We start from the raw sequence: 11997 nt of genomic DNA on the forward strand, positions 1-11997 counted from the left end.
CTTTCAAGGTTATTTCACTGTTCAGTTATCAAGGTTCTTTGTGTTTTGTTGCTGACCTGCAACTTTTACAGAATATCATGTCTGTCAGCTTTTGTCAACAACTTTTTTTATTTTTTTAATTCTTATCTCCCGCCGCAGCAGGCGTTTCCTGCGCGGTGGAGTTTTATAATAGCACGTCATTTTCGGGATGTCAACACGATTTTGCCATATTTATTAAAGTAGGTCATTTGTCGTTTTTTATCTAAATTGTTTGAATTGTGTGCTCAATTCATTTTTCTTTGGATAAAATATAGCGGATGGCATCCTGTACGTTGCTGACACCCACTACATTTATATTTGAATTCTTCTTCAATCCTGCTTTACAAACTTCAGGTAGAATGCAGGTGGTAAAGCCAAGCTTCTCAGCTTCCTGCACACGCTGTGCTGTCATACTGACTGCGCGTACTTCACCACTTAGTCCTACTTCCCCAAAACAAATGGTCTTCTCATCAATTGGAACATCTTTATAGCTGGATACAATCGCAAGCACAATACCCAAATCAATTGCGGGTTCATTCATACGGATACCCCCGGCAATATTTACATATGCATCGCAGGAACTTAAGGACAGTCCCAGTCTCTTTTCTAATACAGCCATCAGAAGATTGACCCTGTTATAATCCGTTCCTGCAGCTGTTCTTCTTGGCATTCCAAAATTGCTGTGGCACACCAGTGCCTGTATTTCCAAAAGAATCGGACGGGTTCCCTCCATAGAGCATGCCACTACAGAACCGGATGCTCCTTCCGGCTTTCCACTTAACATATATTCTGAAGGATTTTCCACTTCCCTTAACCCTTCGTTACACATTTCAAATACACCTATCTCATTCGTGGAACCAAAACGGTTCTTCACGCCACGCAATATACGATATGCCGCATGACGGTCACCTTCAAAATACAATACCGTATCTACCATATGTTCTAACACACGGGGGCCTGCCACAACACCCTCTTTGGTCACATGGCCGACAATAAAAATAGAAATACCAAGCCCCTTTGCAATCTGCATCAGAACTCCGGTTGCTTCCCGGACCTGGGAAACACTGCCAGGCGCCGATGTAATATTTTCATTATACATGGTCTGAATTGAGTCAATGACCACGATTTCCGGTTTTGTTCTGCTAATCACTTCTTTGATAGTATCCAGATTGGTCTCACAAAGCAGTGATAAAGTATCGCCAAATTCTCCGATACGCTCTGCACGAATTTTTATCTGCTGCAGGGATTCCTCTCCGGAAATATATAATACATCGGTCTTCTGCATGGAAAGATTCCGGCACACCTGTAAAAGCAGCGTGGATTTTCCAATTCCAGGATCTCCACCGACTAAAACAAGGGAACCTTTTACGATTCCACCTCCCAAAACCCGGTCTAACTCTTTTAGTCCTGTAGTCAGCCGCTCTTCCCGTCCTGTTTTAATATCTGCAATTTTTACAACTTCTGCTTTTGCTGCTTCCTTCCGCACTTTTGCAGGTGCTGATTTATCTATCACTTCTTCTACAAAAGTATTCCCCCCGCCGCATCCCGGGCACTGTCCCATCCATTTGGATGATTCATAGCCACAGTCCTGGCAGAAAAATACGGTTGCTTTTCCCTTTGCCATCTATTTTCCCCCTTATTCTTGCAATAACTGTCTTTCTTACCTACCGGCAACTGCGAGAAACACGCTTTACGAGCTTAGTTCCTTCTTTTCTCCCGGATTTTTTCTCGCTACTCGCGTAAATTAGTAAAAAGAGAACCCAATCCGCTGGAATTGGATTCTCTTTCTTATCATCTTATTGATTATCCATTTATACCCTGGATACTTTTACTGCAACCGGAGTTTCCGGGTCTAATTCAACGCTAAGTGTTAATTTACCACCTAAATTGGTCTTCATCTGACCAATTGATTTTCCTGCTACAAATACATCATACTCTGTCTCTTCCATTAAGCCAAGTGTAATCTCTGCATCTTCCGGTCCCTCTACTTCAAATTCCACACCGTTTTCAGATGCTGCCATATTTGTAACTGCAGTTCCTGGAACAGATTCATATACAAACATTCCATTTCTCTCTAATTTGGTAATCTCACGAAATGTCTTAACTTTGTACAAATCTCCTGCATGTTCAAAATTGTCCAGTTTGGATTTTGCGCCCAGTGTATAATCTCCAAAACTGATTGTTCCGTTTGCTTCTGAACGAATTAATTCTGCAACTACAGCCATTTTTTATCCTCCTATAAGCCACTATCCCATGATGGCTTTTTCGTAAATTTTATGAAAATATTATAGCTTATCTCGACACATTTTTCCAGTTATTTTGATGAATTCACAACGGTTTTTATTTCCTTTTTTACCATGCGGATTTTCACATCATCTCCCGGCTTGATTTTACCGGATAAAATCTCTTCTGCCAGCATATCTTCTATCTGTGTCTGTATCATACGCCGCAATGGTCTTGCTCCATATTTCGGATTGTATGCCTTCTCAGCAATGTATCCTTTTACGCTGCCGGTTATGGTCAGATGGATACCCATCTGTTTTTCACACCGGTCAATTAAAGATTTGCTTAAAATGGTGACAATCTTCTTCATGTCCTCTTTATTGAGAGCCCGGAATACAATGGTCTCGTCAATTCGGTTTAAGAACTCCGGCTTAAAGATTCTCTGGACTTCTTCCATTACACCATTTTTCATGTATTCATAATTCTTCTTTTCATCTTCGCCTGCAGCAAATCCAAGCTTCTTCGGTGCAATGATAGACTGCGCCCCTGCATTGGAAGTCATAATGATAATCGTATTCTTAAAATCTACCCGTCTGCCCTGGGCATCTGTAATCTGTCCATCATCCAGTACCTGAAGCAATACATTAAATACATCCGGGTGTGCCTTTTCAATTTCATCAAAAAGAATAACAGAATATGGTTTTCTTCTGACCTTTTCGCTGAGCTGGCCGCCTTCTTCATAACCTACATAACCTGGCGGTGAACCAATCATTTTAGAAACACTGTGCTTCTCCATGTACTCTGACATATCAACACGAATCATTGCCTGCTCATCGCCAAAGACAGCCTCTGCCAGTGCCTTTGTTATCTCTGTTTTACCAACTCCGGTCGGTCCTAAGAAAAGGAAGGAACCTATCGGACGATGCGGATCTTTTAATCCTACCCGTCCTCTTCTGACTGCTCTTGCCACTGCACTGACTGCTTCTTCCTGTCCTACTACACGCTTATGCAGTGTCTTTTCCAGACGGTTGAGACGTGCAGCCTCGCCCTCTGCCAGTCTCTTCACCGGTATCTTTGTCCAGTCAGATACAATTTCTGCAATTTCATTTTCTCCAACAACCAGTTTCTTCTTGTCTGCATCCCGATGGTATTTTTCCACCTGCTTTTCGTATTTCTTCCGGACAGCTTCCTTCTCCTTGCGGATTGCCCCGGCATCTTCAAACCGCTGTTCCATCAATGCCGTCTCCATATCGTCCTCTAACTGAGCAGCCTTACGTTCCAGTTCACTAATCTTCTCCGGCATTTTAAATCCGCCAAGGCGAACCTTCGAGGAAGCCTCATCCATCAAATCAATGGCCTTATCCGGCAGATAACGGTCTGCAATATAACGGATAGACAGCTTCACTGCGGCTTCAATTCCGGCATCTGTAATCTGTACATGATGATGCTTCTCATAGCGTTCTCTTAATCCCTTTAATATTTCTATTGTCTGCTCTTCCGTCGGTTCTTCCACCGTTACCGGCTGGAAACGACGTTCCAGGGCTGCATCTTTTTCAATATATTTACGGTATTCTTCTAATGTGGTTGCTCCGATTAATTGTATTTCTCCACGGGCAAGGGATGGCTTTAAAATATTGGATGCATCAATAGCACCTTCCGCTCCACCTGCTCCGATAATGGTATGAAGTTCATCTATGAAAAGAAGTACATTTCCTGCTTCTGTCACTTCACGAATGACTTTCTTAATCCGCTCTTCAAATTCTCCACGGTATTTAGAGCCTGCTACCATTCCGGATAAATCCAGTGTTACCACTCGTTTTCCCCGGACTGTATCCGGAACCAGTCCGGATGCAATACGCTGGGCAAGTCCTTCTGCAATAGCTGTCTTTCCAACTCCCGGCTCTCCAATCAGGCATGGATTATTTTTCGTCCTGCGGCTTAAAATCTGAATCACGCGGGCAATCTCTGCCTCTCTGCCAATCACCGGGTCTATCTCACCATAGGCTGCCATAGCAGTTAAATCCCTGGAATACTGGTCTAAGGTTGGCGTTACTTCTACTGCTTTCTTTTTTCCGGATTTGCTTGCCGCAATCTCCTCTTTATAGCGGTTTACGTCTTCTCCCATGGCTACCAGAGTCTCGATATAAATCTTCTGGATATTCACACCCAGTGTATTCAACAGACGTACACCGGCACAGTCTGCCTCTTTCAATAATGCAATTAAAAGGTGTTCTGTTCCGATATTCTCATTGTCAAAACGCTCTGCCTCCTGGTCAGCGGTCTCAATGATATGCTGAATCCTTGGAGAATAACCTTTCCGGTCTAATACTGCCACATCCGAAGATGGAGCGATTAAATCTTCTATCAGTTCTACCAGACGGGTTTCTTCTACTCCCGCATCCATCAGAACACAGGCAGCTACTCCACTGCCTTCTTTTAGCAATCCCAGTAAAAGGTGCTCTGTTCCAATATAATTATGATGCATGCTTCTGGCTGCCTTTGTCGTCAGTTCTATTACTTTTTGCGCTTGTTTTGTATATGGTTTATGCATAAAATCCTCCTGTCACTACGCGCCAATTCTCTTATAAATCATTTAAATCCATTACTTCAATATCATCATCTGATGATTCTTTTTCAATAAAGTCATCATGGCTTGCAAAGATTCCATTATCTTCATCATCGTCATCAAAAATATCTTTGCTCCGCCGTTTCTTCTCTTTTTTTTCTCTCTTTTCCTTTTCACGTTTCTTTCTGCCGGACATAAATTCCGGTTCTTCTTCAAATTCTTCCATAAAGTCAGTTTCGCCTAACCGTTCTGCCACTTCTTCCGGTAACTGAGCGGCGGAATCCGCTTCTTCTTTTTCTTCTGACTCTGCTTTCTCCGGTAAATCCTTCACTGCACTGGTCTCTTTTTTTTCGACCGGTTCTTCTTCGACTTTACCGGCATCTTCTACGAATTTCTGTTTCTTCTTTGCCTTTCTGCGTTTTTCTTCTTCAAAGATATCTACTGCTTCTTCGATTTCATCATCGTCCTCTTCTTCATAACCTCTTCTTCCACGAAGCAACAGATTAATAATGATAAAAATAAGAATTACGATTACTACAATTAATCCGGCAATAATTTTTAAATCCCGGTCTTTTCTAGCGGTATATTTGTCATTTAAGTCATTTAATGCATTCTGAAGATAGGTGGTATCGGTATCCTCCTCCGTGCTGTCACTGTACTGGTATTCGCTGAAGGTTCCATCACTGGTATTGTAATTATACCAGCCTTCCTGTCCATCATTTGTCATTCCATATACGGTATAAATATTTTCTGTATCTGTTGCGTATGCATCTTCAAATGTACTGTCCCCAACCTGAATAGGCGTGGTTGCTTCGCCCGGTACAAAGGAAGTCACTGCCGAAGGTGTCATTAAAATCAGATAATTATCCCCATTATCGATACGAATATATGGACACACACTGCCATCGGTGCCATTTACCACATAAAAGCCTGCATTTCCTGCTGCATCTGTCATATATAAAAGAGATAAATTACCATTGTTAAAAGCAGCACCACGGTATTCAGCTCCCTGATAAGTTACCTGCGCTTCTGTAAAATCTGCCGGAATCTGTTCTGCTGCGAAATCTTCTGACACGGTATAGGCAGATACAGTATCGTCCGGTGTGGCTGTATCTGTGCCATTATCTGCTCCGGTATTATTGTCCGCCGGAGTATTGCCTGTGTCTGTGCTTGTTGTAGTATCTGTTGCAGCACCTGTTGCAGACTTGGTTATGGTCAGATGATAAGTTGCAAGATTTCCATTCTCTGCCTGCACTACTACGTCAATCTTTGTATCTCCATCTGTTTTTAAGGTAGTGGTTCCCACCCCGGACTGAATCGTTGCTGCCGGATTTACCGTTTTTGCACTTACCGTCACGCTGCTTACATCCTGTGCTACCTGTACCGTATAGTACATACGGCTTCCTTCAAATGCAGGTGATAATGAACCCTCGGCTACTGTCAGTGTCTCCAGCGAATTATCCGCAGGACCTGCATATACCTGCATCGGCATTCCTGACATGGCAAAAATGCAAATCAATGACATGAAAAGTATCTCTATCTTACGAATTGTTTTCTTCATTTTCCGTCTCCTTCAATTCCCTTTTTCTCCAAAACAACAGAAAATCTTCTTTTGATTTTCCTGTACAATATAATCAGTTTCATTATAGAAAACTATCGGGAATGCGTCAACCTCAATTCGAAAAACCATGTCGTACTTATCCCACGGATATGTCTAACGGTTTGCCCTGATTAACCATCCCCACACAACTCCGGCAAGAGAAAGTCCTGCTGTAATTGCTACTCTGTGGTTCCAGTCTGTAATATCCTGTCCCAGCAAAGCTGCCAGCAGTAATAATGTTCCACCGCTTACCATAAGGGCTGCAAGAGCTGCAAGCACTATCATTTCCATTCTTGACGGATGTTTCTTTCCTCTTCTTACATGTACTGTATTATCACGCATAATTGTGACCTCCCTGTGTCTTTTTTCTTATCTTTTCCTTCGCTTTTCTGCCACTTTTCTGGTATTTTTCAGTGGCTTTGCTCTCTGATAAGATTATGTTACAACAGGATGTGTCCCATATTTTGTACCTATATTATGTAAACTTATTTTTCGATTTTTTCTAAATACTTTGTTCCGAATCCAACCTTTTACAATAAATATAACGCTTGATAACCACCATAACCTGTCCTGCAGCTTCTTTGGATGCATAACAATGCAAAAGAGTTCTGCCGGCACAACACCCACAAAACTCTTTTCTCATATCCGTTATATTACTTTATTATTCGCCCTTTGTTTAATTTGCCGTACTGCCTCATAGAGCAATACGCTTACAGCTACCAGCAGACATCCCCACTGGTTCGCACTGAAAATCTTTCTGTCTTCATAATACCTCAGATAATCCAGTACGAATTTTAATATCGCATACAGCAACAGACTCTTTGGAATTATACCATTCCTTTTTCGTTCTGCCATCCTGTGAAGCAACAAAAACGCCAGCAGAAATAAGATTGTCTCTGCCAGCTGGACCGGAAAAAGGTATTCCCCCGCTGCTCCATTATCAAGATAGCGGATACTGCCAGGTCCCTGATATCTCATGCCAACACAACAGCCTGCAAAAAAACAGCCGAGCTTTGAAACCGCATACATCAGTCCCAATGCCAGCACATATGCAGTCCATAGCTCTATCTTATGTTCCTTACTGATTTTTGTAAAAATCCACACACCGAGCAGGATGCCCGCCATACCGCCAAGACTGGAAAAACCAAATGTTTCTACTTTACCCTGTTCTGCCAGCTGCACAATAAAGGTATAAAATGCTCCAAAATATAATGCCAGAACTGTATTCAAAAGCTCTGAATAAAAGATATGACTGCCCTTTACTCCTGCTTTTTTCAAATACCATGTGACATAAAGATATGCCAGTACAAAGCTTAAGAGAAAACAGATAAAATACGGCGAAATTCTCCAGTGCAAAATCGTAATATCTATCATTTATTTTCCTGCCTCATCAGCCCGGACAGTTTCGGACACAGCTTATGAATGCCAGCCCACAGGTAATAATTGTTACTGCTATAAATACTACTACAAGAATGGCAAGTGCAATATAAAGCCACATCAGCACTTTACCAAATACACTCTGCGGATATTTTACACGGACCAAAATCATAAGTACCAGTGCTGCAATTCCACAGCCAGCCATAAGAAAAGTCAGAATTGAACCTAATACATAGCTGCTTGCGATATTATAATAAAATTCTTCTTTTCCTGCATCAAACAACAGTCCCAGAATAATATTCTTTAGAAAAATTACTACCATCGGTGCAAACATCAAAATCATGGAAATAATACATAATTTGTCTGCCTGCTTCTTATCTTCCGGAGAGAGCTCCGGCCGTGGCATTTTTCCCTGTCGTGGCGGCATATTCGGTGGCATCGGCGGTCTCTGCTGCATCTGCATGTTTGGTGGCATCGGTCTGCCCTGCTGCATCTGCATATTCGGCGGCATTGGTCCACCTTGCTGCGGCGGCATATTCGGTGGCATCGGCGGTCTCTGCTGTGGCGGCATATTCGGTGGCATCGGCGGTCTCTGCTGTGGCGGCATGTTTGATGGCATCTGGTTCCACTGATTATTCATAATTTATCCCTTTACCCTTTCTCAATACATATTACATTTCCTGCAACTTTTATTAGAGTGCTTTCTTCTCTTTAATCGACTGTTCCTCATCACAACTATAGGTCAGTTTCTCTCCATAGGTCCGCTCGTAAACAGCTTTCCACGCTTCATAATTCTTATCCCGCATCTCACAGGAATTCTGTGCACGCTTTTTATTCGGATCCGGATAAATCGGTTCACAGAAATGCACCGTATATTCCTGCACATAGAATCCGTCATCATCTAAAACATCACTGTCTTCCATGGTAATAAATACGGGAAGTACCGGCTTATTATTTCTGGCAGCGAAGCTAAATGCGCCCTTCTGCAGCGGTCTTGGTTTCCGGTAATTCCACCACATTCCCTGCTCCGGATAGACAAGTACAAATTGATTTTTCTCTAATACCCTGTCTACGGCAGCAATGAATTTCTCCATGGTCTTAAAATTAGAGCTTAACGGCAGTGTGTTGCAATGGCGCATTAACACTCCGTAAAATCCCGGAAATCCGGTATAATTGCCTTCCCGGATTACACGGTACATCTTTTTTTTTTCAATTTAGCCTGTTCGAAGGCAAGCTGGATGACAAAGTTGTCAAATGCATTGAATTCATCCTCTAATTCATTTTCATAGTAGTATACTTGCATATCCCACAGTTTACTATTTCTTGCTATTTTTTGCAACTTTTCTGAACAAAGAATGTACCTTGGCACATTCTCGCGCCTGCGGCGGTCGCTTGCGACATCTACCTTATACGCCGCAGTGCGCATCCTCGCAGAGCGTTTTTACTTTATAGGAAAGCAATTTCCTGTAAAGTAAAAAGGCTCCTGACAAAGTATGCCAGAAGCTGCTTTTTGCATTTTAATATTTTACATGGAAGCCCCGTTCCGTCTCATCCAGTGGAAGTTCTTTTCTGTCCATGCTGCGGATTTCGATGTAACGGTCCTGGCAGAGTCTTTGAATTATCATATCAATTTCTTCCGGCAGTCCCTGCAATTCTGCCTGTACCGAGCCGTCATATTCATTGCGCACCCAGCCAGTCACACCAAAATGCCCCGCCAGATGCGACATGCGATAGCGGAATCCCACACCCTGGACATATCCGTTAAACTGATAAAAAACACGAATTTTTCTATTTTCTGACATACGACCACCTCTCTTTATCATTCCAATGGTATCAATCTCTTCCATCCAGACTAACGTGCCCGTTGCCTTTTTAAGTTTCTGATCAACTGTGGCGTATGTAATGCCAGTATCCGGTTGACCTGATTAACAACATGTGAATTATTTAACACATATACGATTCCGGCACTTAATCCCAACAGGATAAAAAATGCTATCCAGCCCCAGTCACCCAGATAATCATAGATTCCGGCAAACATCAGAATATCCAGTAAAATCCGGTGCAGCATATATACCGGCATGGTATTCTGTCCGATTACTGACAACCTTGTCTTTCCTCTCGGAATGAAAAACATGATTGCCCAGGAAATAAGAAATGCTGCAATCATCAGGGAAAGGCGGACCATCGGTCCTTTCCACACTTCTTCCAGTTCATAATAGGATATATTTTCATATACCATTCCCAGGGAATCTTTCAACCTTGCTCCATATGCCAGAATAAAGATACAGATTGCCTCCGCGCATGGAACCACCAGTCTCTGAAGCTTTGGCTGCAATGCTTTTTCCAGTGTCTTCTGCTCCAGAAAATAACCCAGATAGAAAAACGGTCCAAATACCAGAATTCGTGACAGACATAAAAAGTCCCCCACATTTTTAAAATAGCCAGCTGTTAATGCCAGCACTACAGTAAGCAAAAGAACCGGCACCGCTTTACATTTACGGACAAGTGGTATCGTCAGATACCATACAATCATTGCAAATAAATACCACGGTGCACCACTTTGGGAAAAGAAATCTATCTCCGTAAATTTTTCAAATCCCGCAATGGCATATACTGTCTGAATTGCCACAACGAACACAACATATGCTTTCAGCAGATACAATATTTTCTTAAAATTATATTGTCCATTTTTATAAATTTTCTTGGCAAAATAGCCGGAGATAAATACAAAAAGCGGCATATGAAATACATAGATGAGCCGTTTCACTACCACCAACGGATTGTCTCCACGGATTGGGAGCAGGAAATGTCCAAGCACAACTAAGAATATCAATACCGCTTTTAAATTATCAAAAAAATAGTCTCTTTCTTTATTCATCCTTTTACATCCTCGCATTACCGAAAATGTATTATAGAACTTTTGCGGGAGATGTCAAGATTTTTTATCATTTAGATTACTTTTATCTTGAAACATTTAATTTTAACATAAGTGCTTCCTGTAACACTCTGGAAACATTTATATGTGCTTTTTCTGCTTCCTGATTTAACCAATTTGGCAATGTTACATTTCTTCTTACTGTTTTATTATCTACTCTCCTTCGATACTCTGTAAAATCAATATCAACAAATGATACATAGCCCTCTCCATCTTCTGCAAAAGTACCCTTAGAAGTATCAATTTCATTTATAGAACTTGCCTCTGGAAACTTTTTTTCTTTATCTTCATAGGTTATTCCTTTTAGACCGATTGCATCCCTTGCCATTTTCACTGCATCAGCCATTCCATACCCCTCAGTTAATATTTCCCAATCCGGCACCTCTATTAATACAGTATCTTTTTTATCATTCAGTGGTGTAAAAATTACTGGATATACCTGTCTCATACAAAACAACCTCCATTCTTAATCTCATCATATCATTTATAATTATCATATAAGAAATGGGAATTCTTATAATCCCCATTTCCTTATAATTGCCTTTGCTAATCTTTCATTAATTTCTTTGTGTCTTGGAATCTGTTCTTCGTCTGAACCTCTTGTATATATATCATGATTACTACCATGTCTTTCCAACGAAAAGCCTGCTGCTTCCAGTTTCTTTACTAATTCCCTATTCTTCAAATAGTATCCCCCTTTCAATTATATTATACACATTTTTTGTGTATTTGCAAATATTTTTATGTGTGTTTAATACGCATTTTCATCAATTGAACTTGAATTAATTCTTTTTATTCCATTTTTTACTATAAAGCAGTAAAAAAGGAAGGACAAACCATATATCAATAGTAAATTCCAAGTTGCTACGCTCTATTTAACTATGATATAATATTTTTATGGAAGAAGGTGTTAAAATGAATGAAGAATCTATGTTAACAGATAAACAATATACTGGAATGTTAATAGATGAATTTCAAAGACTTGAGCGTATCCTGAAAGCTGCAAAAAATGAAAATGCAGTAGAAACAGTCAAATTAATTAATGACGAAATGAAATATCTCAGATTAAAATTAGAACCTATCAAATTACCATAGAGCAAGTCAAAAAGTTTGCTTGAAATTGCAAATATTTTCATATATACTCCACTTAGAAAGGTAATCGGATATGCTCCGATTTGCCCTCAGTGAAAACTATTTTTGAAATAGCGGGAGCATCCCAAAGTTTGTGTAAACCTCCAAACTGATGTAAGATAAAATTACTCAGTTTGGAGGTTATTT

At 41.0% G+C, this 11997-nt stretch carries 13 protein-coding genes; 1 reads left to right on the forward strand and 12 read right to left on the reverse strand.

Translation table 11 applies throughout. The annotated features are described in order from the left end of the window. Positions 1 to 268: 268 nt before the first annotated feature. The 12 genes from radA to OCV43_RS13500 form a co-directional block, all read right to left on the reverse strand. Complete coding sequence (gene radA / locus OCV43_RS13445) at positions 269 to 1642, reverse strand: DNA repair protein RadA (RefSeq protein ID WP_262624341.1); 1374 nt, start codon at positions 1640 to 1642, stop codon at positions 269 to 271. A 187-nt stretch (positions 1643 to 1829) separates the two neighbouring features. Then, the gene (locus tag OCV43_RS13450) at positions 1830 to 2243 is read right to left on the reverse strand and encodes a hypothetical protein (protein ID WP_022243974.1); all 414 of its coding nucleotides are present in this window, start codon (positions 2241 to 2243) and stop codon (positions 1830 to 1832) included. Positions 2244 to 2332: 89 nt separating this feature from the next. Continuing rightward, complete coding sequence (locus tag OCV43_RS13455; protein ID WP_262624342.1) at positions 2333 to 4792, reverse strand: ATP-dependent Clp protease ATP-binding subunit; 2460 nt, start codon at positions 4790 to 4792, stop codon at positions 2333 to 2335. A 31-nt stretch (positions 4793 to 4823) separates the two neighbouring features. After that, positions 4824 to 6368: a cadherin-like beta sandwich domain-containing protein gene (locus OCV43_RS13460; RefSeq protein ID WP_262624343.1), complete on the reverse strand. Its 1545-nt coding sequence runs from the start codon at positions 6366 to 6368 to the stop codon at positions 4824 to 4826. A 153-nt stretch (positions 6369 to 6521) separates the two neighbouring features. Beyond that, positions 6522 to 6749 (reverse strand): hypothetical protein, encoded by a 228-nt coding sequence (locus OCV43_RS13465; protein WP_118173714.1) that lies wholly within the window; start codon positions 6747 to 6749, stop codon positions 6522 to 6524. Between the two features lie 306 nt (positions 6750 to 7055). Next, positions 7056 to 7781 (reverse strand): prolipoprotein diacylglyceryl transferase, encoded by a 726-nt coding sequence (locus OCV43_RS13470; protein ID WP_262624344.1) that lies wholly within the window; start codon positions 7779 to 7781, stop codon positions 7056 to 7058. 16 nt (positions 7782 to 7797) lie between these two features. After that, complete coding sequence (locus OCV43_RS13475) at positions 7798 to 8424, reverse strand: hypothetical protein (protein WP_262624345.1); 627 nt, start codon at positions 8422 to 8424, stop codon at positions 7798 to 7800. Between the two features lie 52 nt (positions 8425 to 8476). Continuing rightward, on the reverse strand, positions 8477 to 8983 hold the full coding sequence (locus OCV43_RS13480) for a 1-acyl-sn-glycerol-3-phosphate acyltransferase (protein WP_262624346.1): 507 nt from the start codon (positions 8981 to 8983) through the stop codon (positions 8477 to 8479). A gap of 318 nt (positions 8984 to 9301) precedes the next feature. Further along, the gene (locus OCV43_RS13485) at positions 9302 to 9586 is read right to left on the reverse strand and encodes an acylphosphatase (protein ID WP_022243967.1); all 285 of its coding nucleotides are present in this window, start codon (positions 9584 to 9586) and stop codon (positions 9302 to 9304) included. Between the two features lie 50 nt (positions 9587 to 9636). Beyond that, positions 9637 to 10662, reverse strand: a complete 1026-nt coding sequence (locus OCV43_RS13490) for an acyltransferase family protein (protein ID WP_262624347.1) — start codon at positions 10660 to 10662, stop codon at positions 9637 to 9639. A gap of 82 nt (positions 10663 to 10744) precedes the next feature. After that, the gene (locus OCV43_RS13495) at positions 10745 to 11167 is read right to left on the reverse strand and encodes a type II toxin-antitoxin system HicB family antitoxin (RefSeq protein ID WP_022243965.1); all 423 of its coding nucleotides are present in this window, start codon (positions 11165 to 11167) and stop codon (positions 10745 to 10747) included. Positions 11168 to 11233: 66 nt separating this feature from the next. Continuing rightward, entirely contained in the window at positions 11234 to 11404 is a 171-nt protein-coding gene (locus OCV43_RS13500) for a type II toxin-antitoxin system HicA family toxin (protein ID WP_022243964.1), read from the reverse strand. 230 nt (positions 11405 to 11634) lie between these two features. Between OCV43_RS13500 and OCV43_RS13505 the strand changes: the two genes are divergently transcribed. Further along, a complete protein-coding gene (locus tag OCV43_RS13505) occupies positions 11635 to 11814 on the forward strand; it encodes a hypothetical protein (RefSeq protein WP_022243963.1) in 180 nt (59 codons plus the stop codon). Positions 11815 to 11997 lie beyond the last annotated feature (183 nt).

Origin of the sequence: Roseburia amylophila (assembly GCF_025567465.1) — a bacterium.
GTDB classification, from domain to species: Bacteria; Bacillota; Clostridia; order Lachnospirales; family Lachnospiraceae; genus Roseburia_C; species Roseburia_C amylophila.

Bases quoted from the DNA above. Each gene is read 5' to 3' on its own strand.
- radA (WP_262624341.1), bottom strand. From the start codon at position 1,642: ATGGCAAAGGGAAAAGCAACCGTATTTTTCTGCCAGGACTGTGGCTAT.
- OCV43_RS13450 (WP_022243974.1), bottom strand. From the start codon at position 2,243: ATGGCTGTAGTTGCAGAATTAATTCGTTCAGAAGCAAACGGAACAATC.
- OCV43_RS13455 (WP_262624342.1), bottom strand. From the start codon at position 4,792: ATGCATAAACCATATACAAAACAAGCGCAAAAAGTAATAGAACTGACG.
- OCV43_RS13460 (WP_262624343.1), bottom strand. From the start codon at position 6,368: ATGAAGAAAACAATTCGTAAGATAGAGATACTTTTCATGTCATTGATT.
- OCV43_RS13465 (WP_118173714.1), bottom strand. From the start codon at position 6,749: ATGCGTGATAATACAGTACATGTAAGAAGAGGAAAGAAACATCCGTCA.
- OCV43_RS13470 (WP_262624344.1), bottom strand. From the start codon at position 7,781: ATGATAGATATTACGATTTTGCACTGGAGAATTTCGCCGTATTTTATC.
- OCV43_RS13475 (WP_262624345.1), bottom strand. From the start codon at position 8,424: ATGAATAATCAGTGGAACCAGATGCCATCAAACATGCCGCCACAGCAG.
- OCV43_RS13480 (WP_262624346.1), bottom strand. From the start codon at position 8,983: ATGTACCGTGTAATCCGGGAAGGCAATTATACCGGATTTCCGGGATTT.
- OCV43_RS13485 (WP_022243967.1), bottom strand. From the start codon at position 9,586: ATGTCAGAAAATAGAAAAATTCGTGTTTTTTATCAGTTTAACGGATAT.
- OCV43_RS13490 (WP_262624347.1), bottom strand. From the start codon at position 10,662: ATGAATAAAGAAAGAGACTATTTTTTTGATAATTTAAAAGCGGTATTG.
- OCV43_RS13495 (WP_022243965.1), bottom strand. From the start codon at position 11,167: ATGAGACAGGTATATCCAGTAATTTTTACACCACTGAATGATAAAAAA.
- OCV43_RS13505 (WP_022243963.1), top strand. From the start codon at position 11,635: ATGAATGAAGAATCTATGTTAACAGATAAACAATATACTGGAATGTTA.